Raw genomic sequence first — 14701 nt, 5'->3', positions numbered from 1 at the left:
TCGAATGCTCAATAGGCATGCGCGCGGTTTCTTCACATCACTCTTCACCCCCTTCGCCCGTTGGCTCCTCAAGATGGGCGTATCGCCCGACGCCGTGACGATTGTCGGCACCGCAGGCGTCATCTTCGGCGGCCTGGTCCTCTATCCCCTGGGGCATCTGTGGTGGGGGTCGCTGATGATCGCAATCTTTGCCTTCTCCGACGTCGTGGACGGGATCATGGCGCGGCTTCACGGCAGGAGCGGTGGATGGGGCAACTTCCTGGACTCCAGCCTCGACCGGCTGGCCGACGGCGCGATCTTCGCCGGCATCACCATCTGGTTCTTCACAGGTGGCGGCGATCCCGCCATCGGATTCGCCGCGGTCATCTGCCTTGTGCTGGGAATGGTGGTTTCCTACGTCAGGGCCAAGGCCGAGTCGCTTGGGTACAGCGCCAGCGTGGGCATCGCCGAGCGGGCTGAAAGGTTGGCTTCGGTCCTCCTGGTCACCGGTTTGACGGGACTGGGTTTGCCGCAGGTGGTTCTCTTCGCCACCTTGGTCCTGCTTGCCATTGCGAGCGTCATCACCATCGTCCAGAGGATGGCCGCAGTTCACAGGCAAGCGCTGGCCGACACCAAGGGAACTGGCATCTGACCAGACCTTGCCTGCGGCATTTGTGCAGCTGTCCTGCTGAAGCCCCATTAAGGCGATCCTGCCGGGTAATACAAGTACTGCGCGCCTGCGTGGTGCGACTAGTATTACTAGTACTTGGTCACCTTGACCTGAAAACCCGGTGTGCGCTGATTGCGGTCCTCTGCTGTGTGCTGCCGGTCAGAAGGTCGTTTATCTACCCATAGGGGTTTTTGTGTCTACACCAGATGTAAGCAACGAAGCCGGTTCGTCCGCGAACAGCGTCACGGGCAGCAACCGCGTTAAGCGGGGTATGGCTGAGATGCTCAAGGGCGGCGTCATCATGGACGTCGTTAACGTCGAGCAGGCCCGTATTGCCGAGGACGCCGGCGCCGTCGCCGTGATGGCCCTTGAGCGTGTTCCTGCCGATATCCGCGCCCAGGGCGGCGTGTCCCGTATGTCCGATCCGGACATGATCGATCAAATCATTGCCGCGGTGTCCATCCCCGTGATGGCCAAGGCCCGCATCGGCCACTTCGTCGAAGCGCAGGTCCTGCAGTCATTGGGCGTGGATTACATTGACGAGTCCGAGGTCCTGACCCCGGCCGATTACATCAACCACATCGATAAGTGGAACTTCACCGTCCCGTTCGTGTGCGGTGCCACCAACCTGGGTGAGGCGCTGCGCCGGATCAACGAGGGCGCGGCGATGATCCGTTCCAAGGGCGAGGCCGGCACCGGGGATGTTTCCAACGCCACCGGTCACATGCGCAAGATCCGCGCCGAGATCGCGAAGCTCTCCTCCCTGCCCGAGGACGAACTGTACGTTGCTGCGAAGGAACTGCAGGCCCCGTACGAGCTGGTCAAGGAAGTTGCTGCCACGGGCAAGCTCCCGGTGGTGCTGTTCACCGCCGGCGGCATCGCGACCCCGGCTGATGCTGCGATGATGATGCAGCTAGGCGCTGACGGCGTGTTCGTCGGCTCCGGTATCTTCAAGTCCGGCAACCCGGCCCAGCGCGCCGCCGCCGTCGTCAAGGCAACCACCTTCCACGACGACCCGGACGTGATCGCGAAAGTCTCCCGCGGCCTCGGCGAAGCGATGGTCGGCATCAACGTCGACGAAATCCCCGAACCCCACCGCCTCGCAGAGCGCGGCTGGTAAAGCACCCCGACGACGCCGGCTGGCCAACCTTAACGGTGACCAGCCGGCGTCGTTGTTTTAAGCCTCCTCCAGGCCGCGGCGTTTCAGCAGCGGTTCCAGGTGCGCGTCGCGTCCACGGAAAATCCGGAAGGACTCGAGGGGGTCGCGGCTGTTGCCTCGGGAGAGCAGTTCCTGACGGAAGTGGTCACCGTTTGCCCGTGTCAGCCCGCCGTTGTCCTTGAACCATTCGACGGTGTCCGCGTCCAGGACTTCACTCCAGATGTAGGAGTAGTACCCCGCTGCATATCCTGCGCCCGCGAAAATGTGCTGGAAGTAGCCGCTGCGGTAGCGGGGCGGGATCAGCGGATGGGCGATCCCGGAGTCCACGAGGGACCGGCTTTCGAAATCCATGATGTCTTCGGGGATTTCTTCTGCCCCCAAAGCGTGCCACGCCATGTCCAACAGCGCGGCGCCGAGGTATTCCGTGGTCGCAAAACCCTCACCCCAGAGGAGCGATGCCTCGAGTTTCTCCACTGTTTCCCCGGGCAGTGGCTGGTCCGTGACATGATGCCGGGCATAGTTTGCCAGCACTTCCGGCCACGTGAGCCACATCTCATTGACCTGGGAAGGGTACTCGACGAAGTCCCGCGGTACTGATGTCCCGGAGAACCGTGGGAAGGCCACGTCGGAGAACAAGCCGTGCAGCGCGTGCCCGAACTCGTGGAACACTGTGCGGACCTCGTCCAGGGTCAGCAGCGCAGGTTCGCCGGGCGCCGGTTTGCTGACGTTGAGGTTATTGATGACTACCGCCCGGGTTCCCAAAAGGTGGGACTGGTCCACGAGGGAGTTCATCCACGCTCCGCCACGCTTGGTCTCCCTGCTGAAATAGTCGCCCAGGAAGAGACCGAGGCTGCTGCCGTCCCCGTCCCGGACTTCCCACACCCGGACGTCGGGGTGGTAGCCCTGAAGGTCGGGCCGCTCGTGGAACGTAACCCCGTAGAGCTGCGTGGCGGCATGAAAAACCCCGTTCACAAGTACCGATTCCAGGGCGAAGTAGGGGCGCAGGGCTTGCTCGTCCACCTGGAACTTTTCCTTGCGTACCCGGGCCGAATAGTAGGCCCAATCCCAAGGTTCCAGGCTGTGCCCGGCTTCTTCGGCCAAGGCCCGGGCTTCGGCGTGTGCGTTCCGCATCGCCGCAGGGGCGAGCTTGGTGAGCATGCCTTGTACTGCTGCCAAGTCCGGGGCGGTCTGCCGGTCCACCATCAACTCCGCGAAATTCGGGAATCCCAGGAGGCTTGCTTTCTCTGCCCTGAGGCGGACGGTGCGCGCAATGAGGTCCCGCACATCCAGGGGCCCGGCTTCGATTCCACGGGAAACGGAAGCCTCGTAAAGTCGGCGCCGGACCTCACGATCCTCAAGCGAAGCCAGCACAGGTTGGTTGCTGGGCTGGATGAGGCCGAGCAGGTACTTGCCGTCCGCTCCTGCCTCCCTCGCGGCCTCGGCGGCAGTTGCGATGTCTTCGGTGGAAAGGCCCGCCAAACCGGCAGGGTCCTCGACCAGGACGGCGGCCGCTTTCATTCCTTCTTTGACGCGCTGCCCATAGTCAGTGCCCAGCCTGGAGAGTTCGGCGTTGATGGCACGGAGCCGGTCCTGGCTGGATTGGTCCAGCTGGATGCCGGACTGCCTGAACTCTTTCAGGTACTCCTCCACCAAGCGCGCGGAGGCGGCATCCAGCGAAGAAGTGTCGATAGCGAGGAACCGTTCGTAGAGGCCGCTGTTCAAGTAGATGGCATCCTGGTGTTCAGCCAGCTTGGGGGACACATCAGTCTCGATCTCCCGGATTTTCTCGGAGGCATCGGCCGAGACCAGCGTAAAGAAGGCCGCGGCAGCGCGTGCCAGGAGCTGTCCTGAGCGTTCCATGGCAGCGGCAGTGTTTTCGAAGGTCGGGGGTTCGGAGTTGCCCGTAATCGCCGTGATTTCCTGCAGCTGCGCAGCGAGCCCGGCGTCGATCGCTTCAGCATAGTGTTCGGGGGAGATGTCCGCGAAGGGTGGAAGCCCGAAGGGCAGCTCGCTGGGAGACAGCAGGGGATTGGTCATGAAGTGACTCTTTCACTTAACAAGCACGTCCTCAAGGGTGGCACGCACCCTTCTTCGCGGGGCGCGCCCATAGGATTGGCCCTATGGGGAACATCACCTTTTTCCGGGTCCGCTCACTGGCGAAGCCGGCGGCCGTGCTGGCGATTGCCGCCGCCTTGTCGCTGTCGCTGAACTCCTGCGGCGTGCTCGCCGAAGAGCCCGATCAATCAAGCAGTACTGCGGCAGCGCCGGAGACGGTCACGCCCACTCCGACGCCCACCCCGACCCCGACCCCCGGCAAAGGGCCGGCGTGCCCAACGCTTCGCTGCACGTCCGTCACGGTCACCGGAGACATGCTGGTTCACACCCAGCTCTGGCAACAGGCGCGCGCTGATGCGGCCGCGGCAGGACAGCCCGGCTACAACTTCGTCCCGCTCCTGGAGGGCCAGCGCCGCTACATCAGTGCCAGCGACCTTGCGATCTGCCATCAGGAAACTCCGGTGGCCACCTCTGAGGGTCCGTTCTCCGCTTACCCGTCGTTCAACGTGCCGCCGCAGATCATCGCGGCCTCGAAAGACGTGGGATACCAAGCCTGCACAACAGCAAGCAACCACACCATCGACCGCGGAACCGAAGGTCTCTTGCGGACCTTGGATGCCCTGGATGCGGCCGGCCTGAAGCACACAGGCTCCTACCGTACCGAGGCGGCCTCAAAAGAAATCCTGCTGCTCAAGACCCCTGCGGCCACCGTGGCCGTCATCGAAGGCACCTATGGCCACAACGGCCAGATCCCGGAGTATCCGTGGTTGGTCGACGAGCTTGACCCGGCCGTGATGATTGCCAAGGCAAAACAGGCGCGCGCCTCGGGAGCGGATATTGTGCTGGGCGTCATGCACGCAGGAGACGAATACGCCAGTGAGCCGAACGCGCAGCAGCAGGAGACCGCCCATGCGCTGGTGGACAGCGGGCAGTTCACCATGATCTACGGCCACCACACCCATTCCGTGCTCCCGATCGAGAATTACAAGGGCACCTGGATTGTCTATGGCCTGGGCAACGGCGTCACCGAGTTGTCACCGTGGTACGTGGTCAACAATGAAGGACTGCTGGTACGCGCCCAGTTCAGCCAGAACGAGGCCGGTCAGTGGACCGCATCCGATCTTGCCTGGGCGCCCTCGGTGATCGTCCGCGACCCCTACCGCTGGTGCTCCGTGGCCAGTGACGCGCCCCAAGGTGTCTGTGCGTCGCCGGCTGCCGACGCCGAAACCCGCCTACGTACCCGGACGGTAGTCGAGTCCATGGGTGCAGCGGCCGCGGGAGCCCGCGAGCTGCTGGTCACCCAGGAGAAGTAGCGCCTTACCGCGGGCGGCGGGCAGCGTGTTCGCGGGCGAGGCGGGCGTATCCGTCGTCGGGCTTTCCCGGAACAAACTCACCGAACTTGCGTTCCGCGGCGGTCTTGATCAGGAAGTCGGCGATGGCAGGGTTCTTGGGCAGCAGCGAGCCGTGGAGGTAGCTGGCCACCACGTTCCGGTAGCGCGCCCCCTCGTGGCCGTCCTTGCTGTTGTTGCCGGCGCCTTTGGTCACCGTGCCAAGAGGTTCGACGCCGGGTCCCAGGGTGGTCTGCCCGCTGTGGTTCTCGTACCCAAGGATTTCGCCGAATTCGGGGGACTTCAGGGTCACGTTGCCGATCAGGCGTTCATCGGTGCCCTGGGTCTCGACGTCAAGGATGCCGATTCCCGGAATGACGGGACCGGCGCTGGTCTTGAAGAATTTGCCGAACAACTGGTACAGGCCGCAGATAACCAGCATGGGCGCGCCGTCCTCGGCCACGGCGCGCAATTGTGCGGCCCGGGCCTGAAGATCCTCCTGGATGACTACCTGGCCGCTGTCCTGGCCGCCTCCGCCCACAATAAGGTCCACGTCGTCGGGGAACTCGTCGCCGACGTTGTATTCAAGGAGTTCCGGGGTATAGCCGTGCCACTTGATTCTTTGTTGGAGAACCAGTGCGTTGCCCCAGTCCCCGTAGATGTTCATGTCCTTCGGATAGAGCTGGAGGACCCGAAGGGTTCCTTTTGATTCCGATGTCATGAGACCACCTCAACAATGGTGATTTTGGCCAGTTCGCGGCGGATGGCGAGCATGGCCGTGTAGGTGCAGAAGATCCTCTTGGGTTTGCCGCGGGATCCGTCAATGAACTTGCGCAGCGCAGCCGTGATGTCAGTTTCGACGGCGCCGAAGGGCACCTCGTCGTACTGGAGGCGAAGCGCCATGTCGTAGGCGCGGACGCCCGTGAGGACTTCCACGCCGTCTTCGCGCAGCGATTCGAATTCAACGTCCCACAGCCACGACATATCCCTGCCGTCCGCGTAGTTGTCGTTGATGGCGATCATGGTTGCGTACCCGCCCGCCGGGAATGACTTAAGGCCCAGCCGGAATCCGCTGGGGTTCTTCACCAGCACCAGTTCCAGCGGCTGGCCGTCAACCGTGAGGCTCTCACCGCGGCCGAAGGCCGGCGCTACTTCACCCAGGGCCTTGACCAGCTTGGGGGTGTCCACAGCGCCGGTTCCCAGGATTGCGCGGGCCAGCGACAACGCTGCAGCAGCATTGAAGATGTTATAGACGCCACGGAGCTTCATGGGGGTGGTCACCGTTTCGCCGTCGAACTCAAAGTCGGCGTCGCGGGCACCTACGCGGCGCAGTACGACGTCGGCCTCCGGTGCCGCAGGCAGCTCGCCTGCGGGGGTGGTGCCGGGGGAAGCGGTTCCGGTAGCCGTGCGCATTTCGTCGTCGTTGGGGAAAGTACTCCGCAGCGACTCATCGAGGCCGAAGTAGCGGACCGCGGCATGGTGGACGGACCCGAGTCCCTGCACGCTGCCGGCAATCCGGGCTACCCGCGGATCTTCCCGGTTCAACACCACGGTGTCCGTGGTCTTCATGGCGATGTGTTCCAGGAGGCGGGCGGTCTTGTCGATTTCGCCGAACCTGTCCAGTTGGTCACGCAGCACATTCAGCAGCAGGCTGAAGCGCGGCGAGACCTTGTTGACGAAGTGCACGGCGTGCGCCTCATCCAGTTCCAGCACCGCCACGTCGGCGTCGAGTTTTCCGCGCCAGTCCACATCCCCCAATAGGGACGCAGCCACGCCGCGGGTGAAGTTGCTGCCGCTGCGGTTGGTGAACACCTTCAGGCCTTGGCTTTCGAGCAGTTCCACCACCATTTTGGTTGTGGTTGTCTTGCCGTTCGTCCCACTGACAACGGCCACCCCATGGGGCAGGGAAGCCAGGGTCCGTTCCATGAAGCCGGGGTCGATTTTTTCCACTACGAGGCCGGGAAATGCCGAGCCTCCGCCGCGGAGCCGGGACAGGCCGCGGACCAGCTTGCCGAGGGGGACGCTGAAGGAAAACATGCTCTGTAATATATCCCAGTTGCGGCATGGAGCCTTGTCCCGTTGCCGCCCGTGGGGTCTGCGGACACTATGATGGTCCAATGACCAAAACCCTTTCCGACGCTTCGTCGCGCGTTGGTGCCGGACTCCGGATCGGCGTGCTGGCGCTCCAAGGCGACTTCCGCGAGCACATCCACGCGGTGGAAGCTGCAGGCGCCACCGGTGTCGGGATCCGCAGGGCCGGGGAACTCGATGACATTGACGGCCTGATCATCCCTGGCGGCGAGTCAACGGCAATCGACAAGCTCGCCAGGATATTCGACGTAGCTGATCCCTTGCGTCAACGGATCGCCGACGGACTTCCCGTCTACGGTTCGTGTGCAGGCATGATCCTGCTCGCCAACGACATCGCGGACCCCGCCACAGACTTGGCCGGAAACCCCCAGCAGACCTTCGGTGGGCTTGACATCACGGTCCGCCGCAACGCCTTTGGGCGCCAACGGGAATCATTTGAAACGGACCTGGACTTCAAGGGCCTTGATTTCAGTGCCGGCGAGTCCGGCGTGGACCCGGTGCACGCGGTATTCATCCGCGGACCGTGGGTGGAACGGGTTGGTCCGGACGTTGAGATCCTGGCGCAGGTGGATCCCGACCACGCCAGCCACACGGCCACCCTGCACGGGATGGCTAGAATTGTTGCAGTGCGCTCCGGCCGTTTGCTGGCCACTTCCTTCCATCCGGAGGTAACAGGGGAGAAGCGCGTGCATGAACTCTTTATTCGAATGATCAGAGGAGAAGCGTAAAGCATGTCAGGCCACTCCAAATGGGCGACCACCAAGCACAAGAAAGCCGTCATTGACGCCCGCCGTGCAAAGTCGTTCGCCAAACTGATCAAGAACATCGAAGTTGCCGCCCGCATGGGTGGTCCGGACCTCGCCGGCAACCCTGGCCTGGAACTGGCAGTCACCAAGGCCAAGAAGACCTCGGTGCCCAACGACAACATCGACCGCGCCATCAAGCGCGGCGCCGGCCTCACCGGTGAAGTGGTGGACTACACCGAGATCATGTACGAAGCCCGCGGTCCGCAGGGTTCGGCGTTGCTCATCGAATGTTTGACGGACAACAAGAACCGTGCAGCCTCCGAGGTCCGGTTGGCGATTTCGCGCAACGGCGGCACCATTGCCGATCCCGGATCCGTGAGCTACCTGTTCACCCGCAAGGGTGTCGTGGTCCTGCCCAAGAATGGATTGTCCGAGGACGACATCCTTATGGCCGTCCTCGACGCCGGCGCCGAAGAGGTCAAGGACAGCGGCGACAACTGGGAAATCCACTCCGAGCCTTCGGACCTTCAGGCCATCCGCGATGCCCTGAAGGAAGCCGGAATCGAGTACGAGTCGGATGAGGCAGAGTTTGTGCCGTCCATGCAGGTGGACCTCGATGTCGATGGTGCCAAGAAGTTCATGAAGCTGGTGGACGCGTTGGAAGACCTGGACGATGTCCAGAACGTCTACAGCAACGCCGACTTCAGCGACGAGGTCCAAGCAGCCCTCGACGCCGACTAACAGCCGTTCACGCCGGCAGCCTCACATCCGCTGAGGCGTTACATTCACTGAGAAAGGCCCGGATTTGACTCTTCGCGTATTGGGAGTCGATCCGGGCCTTACCCGTTGCGGGATCGGCGTCGTGGATATCGAACGGAACCGCCGCGCAACCATGGTGGCTGTCGGCGTCGTCGGTACCTCGGCGGAACTCACCCTGGACAGGCGCCTGCTGGTCATCGCCCAGGCAATCGATGAGTGGCTGGACCTTCATCAACCCGATGTGGTGGCCGTGGAGCGCGTCTTCTCCCAAATGAACGTCAGTACCGTCATGGGCGTGGCGCAGGCGTCGGGAGTGGTGATTGCGGCTGCCGCCCGGCGGGACATACCGGTGGCACTGCACACGCCATCCGAAGTCAAGGCGGCGGTCACGGGCAGCGGAAGTGCCAACAAGGACGCCGTCACCAAGCTGGTCACCAAGATCCTTCGCCTGGACGCCCCGCCCAAGCCGGCCGATGCCGCCGACGCCCTCGCCTTGGCGCTCACCCACGCCTGGCGGGCGGGAAACGGGACGGGAGCTCCCGGTGCAAAGGGCAGCTCTGCCCTGACGCCAGCCCAGAAAGCATGGGCAGAAGCTGAAGCGAAGGCGCGGCGCGCGCGCTGAATGCCGGCTGCGCTTGCTAGGGTATTCGTAGATATGTTCGGATAGTTACAGGAGCCCGGTCTTGATCAGTTTTCTTCGTGGCACGGTTGCCCACGTCGGGTTGTCGACGGCAGTGATCGACCTCAACGGTGCAGGCATGAGCGTCTACGCCACACCACAGACGCTGAGCCACCTGAAGCCCGGCGATGAAGCCAAGCTCTTTACGTCCATGATCGTCCGTGAGGATTCGCTGACGCTGTTTGGCTTTGCCGATGACGACGAACGTGAGGTCTTCGATGTCCTTCTCAGCGTCAGCGGAGTAGGGCCGCGGCTGGCGTTGGCCGTCCTTGCCGTCCATGAGCCGGAGGCCATCCGCGTGGCCGCGCACACCGGAGACGGCAAGGCGTTCACCAAGGTCCCGGGCATCGGGCCGAAGGTCGCTGGCCGGATCGTCCTGGAGTTGGCAGGCAAGCTGGTTCCCCATGGCACAGGCACCGCCAGCGCCCCTGCCGCACAGGTAACCGCTGAGTGGAAGCCACAGGTAGTTGCGGCCATGACCAGCCTGGGATGGTCGGAAAAAGACGCTACGGGCAGCATCGACAAAGCCATGGCCGACTCACCCGAGCTCGTGGACTCGGGCAACGTCGCCCAGATCCTTCGTGCGACCCTTCGCTGGCTGGGCCAGGACGGGGCCCGTGCGGGCAACCGCGTAGGCAGCCGTGGCTGAGCAATCCCTGGTCGCCGGGGGCGAGGAACCGGAAGAGCGTGTCATCGAGGCCGCCCTCCGGCCCAAAAACCTTCACGACTTCGTGGGCCAGCACAGGGTCCGGAAGCAGCTTTCGCTGGTCCTGGAAGCCTCACGCATGCGTGATCGGAGCGCCGACCACGTTCTTTTGTCAGGGCCTCCGGGACTCGGCAAGACCACCCTTGCCATGATCATCGCTGCCGAGATGAATGCCCCCCTGCGGATCAGCAGTGGCCCGGCCATCCAGCACGCCGGGGATTTGGCTGCCATCCTCTCCTCCTTGTCGGAGGGCGAAGTCCTGTTCCTGGACGAAATCCACCGCATGTCCCGGCCCGCCGAAGAAATGCTGTACATGGCCATGGAAGACTTCCGCGTCGACATCGTGGTGGGCAAGGGCGCCGGAGCCACCGCCATTCCACTGGAGCTCCCGCCGTTCACCTTGGTTGGTGCCACAACCCGTGCCGGGCTCCTTCCCGGGCCCCTGAGGGACCGCTTCGGCTTCACGGGCCACTTGGAGTTCTATTCGGTCGAAGAACTTGAACTCGTCCTCCGCCGTTCCGCAGGCCTGTTGGACCTGAAGGTCAATTCGGCCGGCTTTACGGAGATTGCGGGCCGTTCACGCGGCACGCCGCGTATCGCCAACCGCTTGCTTCGCCGTGTCCGCGACTGGGCCCTGGTACACGGCATCGAGCAGATCGACGCGCGGTCAGCCGCCGCAGCCCTGGATATGTACGAGGTAGACGCCCGCGGGCTCGACCGCCTGGACCGCGCTGTCCTGGAGGCCCTGATCACCAAGTTCAACGGTGGCCCGGTGGGTCTTTCCACGCTGGCCATCGCCGTCGGCGAAGAGCCGGAGACAGTGGAGACCGTGGCAGAGCCGTACCTGGTCCGTGAAGGCCTGATGGGACGCACGCCGCGGGGCCGCATCGCCATGGCGTCAGCCTGGACCCACCTGGGGTATGCCGTCCCTGCCGGGGTGTTTGGCCAGGAAGCCTTTCCCTTGTTCGAAGAGGATGAAAACCACGCTGAGAGCGTAGACAGCATCGGTTAACACGCTGCACCCGGAATTTCCCACTAGACTGGTATGACGCTCGGCACAGGACGCTGCCGTGAACGCAAACGTAAGTACAGAACGGAACTTCCCTGTGGATCCAATGACCATATTGCTCTTCGTCATGCTGGGACTCTTTGTCTTCATGATGTTCCGCCGCAACAAGAAGACCCAGCAGCAGCAGGCTGAAATGCAGTCGAAGTTTGCTCCGGGCGTTGACGTCATGACCAGCTTTGGCCTGTTCGGCCGCATTGTCTCCATCGACGAGGCCGAGAACAAGGTAGTTTTGGAGCTTTCCCCGGGCAACGAAGCCACGGTGCACCGCCAGGCAGTAACCAAGGTCATCGACCAGCCGGCAGAGGAAACCCCGGTTGTTCCGGATGATGCGTCCTCGCTCACCGTAACCGGCACGGAGGCCCCGGCTGCTCCGGAGACTCCCGAGGAAACCATTGCGCGCCTCAACAAAGAGGACAAGAAGGACAACTAGCACTGTCAGCCGCGGTACCACCGCGCAAGATAACTTCTACGGCAGCGGAGAGCCGCCGGCGGACGCCCACCGGCGTCGGCCGGCGGCTGGCCGGCGATAACAGGAAGATCGATAATGGCACGGACCGGCCCTAGGAATTCAGCGCGCAGAGTGCTGACTTGGCTTGGAGCAATATTCGTCGTACTAACCGCAGTTCTGGCCGGGGGTGTCATCACCGGCAACGCCACGTGGGCTCCCAAGCTTGCGCTGGACCTTGAGGGCGGAACCCAGATGATCCTGGCGCCACGCGTCGAGGGCTCCAGCGAGATCAACGAAGAACAGCTCAACCAGGCCGTGGCGATCATTCGCCAGCGCGTTGATGGTTCCGGCGTAGCAGAAGCCGAGATCAGCACGCAGTCCGGCCGCAACGTGGTGGTCAGCCTTCCGGGAACACCGTCGAAGGAAACCCGCGACCTCATTCAAGCTTCGGCGGACATGAACTTCCGCCCCGTGATTGCCGCAGCTGACCCGGCGGCAATTCCTGCCGAGTCGCGCACGCCCGATGACCAGCTGAACAAGCCCACGGCCGAGCCGACGAACGCCAGCGACACCAACTGGGTCACTCCGGAAGTCCAAAAGGAATTCGAGGCCCTGGATTGCGTCAATCCGGCTGCGGAGAAGCGCGAGCGTTCCGACCCGGCCAAGCCACTGGTGACGTGCGAACTTGCTACGGACAAGACCCCCGCCATCAAGTACATCCTCGGTCCCGTAGAGGTCAAGGGCCAGGACATTGCCGATTCTTCCTTCTCCCAGGTCCAAGGAGCACAGGGTTCCGTCACCAACTCCTGGGGCGTCAATATCGAGTTCAACGGCGACGCTACGGAGAAGTTCAAGAAGGTTACCGAACGGCTCAACCAGTTCTACAACGCGTCCCTGGCACAGGGTGGCAACGATCCCAAGGCACAGTTCGCCATTGTCCTGGACGACCAGGTCATTTCCGCCCCTCGCGCACTGGCTGTCATCACGGACGGCAAGCCGCAGATCACGGGCAACTTCACGCAAGCATCCGCCAAGGCGCTTTCCGAGCAGCTCCGCTACGGCGCGCTGCCGATCTCCTTTGAGATCCAATCACAGGAACAGATTTCCGCAACCCTGGGTGGCGACCAGCTGCGCCTGGGTCTCCTGGCCGGCATCATCGGACTCGTGCTCGTGGTGGTCTACTCGCTCTTCCAGTACCGCGCACTTGGGCTCGTCACCATCGCTTCCCTCGTAGTCGCCGGCGCGCTGACCTACCTCGCGATCGCCATCCTCGGCTGGACCGAAAACTACCGTTTGTCCCTGGCCGGTGTCGCGGGCCTCATTGTGGCCATTGGCCAGACTGCGGACTCCTTCATCGTGTACTTCGAACGTATCCGTGACGAGCTGCGCGAAGGCAGGGGCCTGGTGTCCGCCGTCGAGAACGGCTGGAAGCGCGCCAAGCGCACCGTTCTGGCCTCCAAGGCAGTCAACCTCCTTGCAGCCGTGGTGCTGTACTTCGTCGCCGTCGGTAACGTCCGTGGCTTTGCCTTCACGCTGGGCCTGACCGCTGTGGCCGACCTCATCGTCGTGTTCATGTTCACCCACCCCATGCTGCAGGTCCTGGCCCGCACCAAGTTCTTCGGAGAAGGCCACCGCTTCTCCGGACTGTCTCCTGACCGCCTTGGAGCGGTGCCGTTGTACCGGGGTGCCGGCCGGATCCGGACAGCCGAGGAGAAGCCCGCCAACGTCAGGCCCCGTAACGCCGGTGCCGTGGCGGAAGCCGAACGGCGCATGACCATCGCCGAACGACGCCTTGCCGAGAAGGGGCAGCTCACCGGCTCGTCCAACGGCAACAAGTCATCCAACGCCACCAGCGAGGAGAAGTAATGACTACCAGCTTCGCGACCTTCGGCTATGAGCTCTACACGGGCAAGCGGTCCTACAATTTTGTGGACTCGAAGAAGATCTGGTTCATCATCGCTGCCGTGGCAGTGGCGTTGTCCATCCTCATCCCGGTGCTCAAGGGCGGCTTCAACCTGGGCATCGAGTTCCGCGGCGGTTCTGAGTTCACCGTGTCCAATGTGTCCACCACGGATGCCGGACTCGGAGAGAAAGCGGTCCACGACGTCGTTCCCGGTGCCGTGCCGCGCGTTGCCAACGTTGCCGGCAACACCATGCGAATCCAGACGGACCAGTTGACCGATGATGAGACCAACCGCATCAAGGAAGGCCTCACCAGCGCCTACGGGGTCACCGACAACGAAGTGACATCCAACTTCGTCGGCCCCACGTGGGGCCAGGACGTGACCCGGCAGGCATTGATCGGCCTGGTGGTGTTCGTCGGCCTGGCTGCTGTCCTCATGGCGCTGTACTTCAGGACGTGGAAGATGTCCCTGTCCGCCCTGGTGGGCATGCTGGTGACGATGTTCGTCACGGCGGGTGTGTACGCCCTGAGTGATTTTGAAGTAACCCCGTCGGCCATCATTGGCTTCCTGACGGTCCTTAGCTATTCGCTGTACGACACCGTGGTGGTCTTCGACAAGATCCGGGAGAACACTTCGGACATTTCCACTTCCACCCGCCGGACGTTCGGCGAAGAGGTGAACCTCGCGGTCAACCAGACCTTGGTGCGCTCGATCAACACCATGATGGTTGCTGTCCTCCCCGTGGCAGCGATCCTCTTCATTGGTGCCGGACTCCTAGGGGCCGGAACCCTCCGCGACCTGTCCCTGGCGCTGTTCGTCGGGATCCTCATCGGTACCGCAGCCACCATCTTCATTGCCGCTCCGCTGTACGCCTGGCTCCGCCAGGGCGAACCGGAACTCGTGAAGCAGGCGAAGAAGGTGGCCCACCGGAGGGCTGAAGCCGCTGCCTGACGAAGGCGCTTGAACAACGGAAAGAGCCGGCCCCTGCCAGGATGCAGGGGCCGGCTCTTTGACTTGCCGCTGTTCGCGTCATGTGCGTCGCGGTTGCGGAAGCATTCGTTGGCGGGAATAGACTGGAAGAATTAAATCGGTCGTGAGGGGTACTTCT

At 63.1% G+C, this 14701-nt stretch carries 14 protein-coding genes; 11 read left to right on the top strand and 3 right to left on the bottom strand.

Annotation, left to right across the window (positions count from 1 at the left end; genetic code table 11):
* Positions 1–4: 4 nt before the first annotated feature.
* Positions 5–631 (top strand): phosphatidylinositol phosphate synthase, encoded by a 627-nt coding sequence (gene pgsA, locus RI444_RS12550; protein ID WP_021470637.1) that lies wholly within the window; start codon positions 5–7, stop codon positions 629–631.
* Positions 632–842: 211 nt separating this feature from the next.
* Positions 843–1769, top strand: coding sequence for a pyridoxal 5'-phosphate synthase lyase subunit PdxS (pdxS, locus tag RI444_RS12545; protein WP_031215979.1), 927 nt, complete (start codon positions 843–845; stop codon positions 1767–1769).
* Between the two features lie 57 nt (positions 1770–1826).
* On the opposite strand, the gene RI444_RS12540 is transcribed toward pdxS, so the two are convergent.
* Entirely contained in the window at positions 1827–3845 is a 2019-nt protein-coding gene (locus RI444_RS12540; RefSeq protein ID WP_207604558.1) for a M3 family metallopeptidase, read from the bottom strand.
* Between the two features lie 83 nt (positions 3846–3928).
* Between RI444_RS12540 and RI444_RS12535 the strand changes: the two genes are divergently transcribed.
* Positions 3929–5176 (top strand): CapA family protein, encoded by a 1248-nt coding sequence (locus tag RI444_RS12535; RefSeq protein WP_069694568.1) that lies wholly within the window; start codon positions 3929–3931, stop codon positions 5174–5176.
* Between the two features lie 4 nt (positions 5177–5180).
* On the opposite strand, the gene RI444_RS12530 is transcribed toward RI444_RS12535, so the two are convergent.
* Both RI444_RS12530 and RI444_RS12525 read right to left on the bottom strand, forming a co-directional pair.
* Complete coding sequence (locus RI444_RS12530; protein WP_062096940.1) at positions 5181–5912, bottom strand: type 1 glutamine amidotransferase; 732 nt, start codon at positions 5910–5912, stop codon at positions 5181–5183.
* The gene (locus RI444_RS12525) at positions 5909–7228 is read right to left on the bottom strand and encodes a Mur ligase family protein (RefSeq protein ID WP_062096939.1); all 1320 of its coding nucleotides are present in this window, start codon (positions 7226–7228) and stop codon (positions 5909–5911) included. Before RI444_RS12525 ends, RI444_RS12530 begins: the two co-directional genes overlap by 4 nt.
* Before the next feature lie 80 nt (positions 7229–7308).
* Between RI444_RS12525 and pdxT the strand changes: the two genes are divergently transcribed.
* The 8 genes from pdxT (at position 7309) to secF (ending at position 14544) form a co-directional block, all read left to right on the top strand.
* Positions 7309–8010 (top strand): pyridoxal 5'-phosphate synthase glutaminase subunit PdxT, encoded by a 702-nt coding sequence (gene pdxT, locus RI444_RS12520; protein ID WP_021470631.1) that lies wholly within the window; start codon positions 7309–7311, stop codon positions 8008–8010.
* Between the two features lie 3 nt (positions 8011–8013).
* Positions 8014–8769 (top strand): YebC/PmpR family DNA-binding transcriptional regulator, encoded by a 756-nt coding sequence (locus RI444_RS12515; protein WP_021470630.1) that lies wholly within the window; start codon positions 8014–8016, stop codon positions 8767–8769.
* 64 nt (positions 8770–8833) lie between these two features.
* Positions 8834–9409 carry a crossover junction endodeoxyribonuclease RuvC gene (gene ruvC / locus RI444_RS12510; RefSeq protein ID WP_031215978.1) on the top strand — a complete coding sequence of 192 codons (576 nt, stop codon included), beginning with the start codon at positions 8834–8836 and terminating at the stop codon, positions 9407–9409.
* Between the two features lie 61 nt (positions 9410–9470).
* The gene (gene ruvA / locus RI444_RS12505; protein WP_021470628.1) at positions 9471–10115 is read left to right on the top strand and encodes a Holliday junction branch migration protein RuvA; all 645 of its coding nucleotides are present in this window, start codon (positions 9471–9473) and stop codon (positions 10113–10115) included.
* A complete protein-coding gene (gene ruvB / locus RI444_RS12500) occupies positions 10108–11184 on the top strand; it encodes a Holliday junction branch migration DNA helicase RuvB (RefSeq protein ID WP_021470627.1) in 1077 nt (358 codons plus the stop codon). Before ruvA ends, ruvB begins: the two co-directional genes overlap by 8 nt.
* Positions 11185–11287: 103 nt before the next feature.
* On the top strand, positions 11288–11671 hold the full coding sequence (yajC, locus tag RI444_RS12495) for a preprotein translocase subunit YajC (RefSeq protein ID WP_021470626.1): 384 nt from the start codon (positions 11288–11290) through the stop codon (positions 11669–11671).
* A gap of 114 nt (positions 11672–11785) precedes the next feature.
* Positions 11786–13555: a protein translocase subunit SecD gene (secD, locus tag RI444_RS12490; protein ID WP_069694564.1), complete on the top strand. Its 1770-nt coding sequence runs from the start codon at positions 11786–11788 to the stop codon at positions 13553–13555.
* The gene (gene secF / locus RI444_RS12485) at positions 13555–14544 is read left to right on the top strand and encodes a protein translocase subunit SecF (RefSeq protein ID WP_021470624.1); all 990 of its coding nucleotides are present in this window, start codon (positions 13555–13557) and stop codon (positions 14542–14544) included. The genes secD and secF overlap by 1 nt, the downstream gene beginning before the upstream one ends.
* Positions 14545–14701: the final 157 nt, after the last annotated feature.

This window comes from Paenarthrobacter sp. AT5, assembly GCF_032764245.1.
Lineage (GTDB): Bacteria > Actinomycetota > Actinomycetes > Actinomycetales > Micrococcaceae > Arthrobacter > Arthrobacter ureafaciens.
The sequence above is the reverse complement of the archived record's forward strand: the minus strand, read 5'-3'. Positions and strand labels throughout refer to the sequence as shown.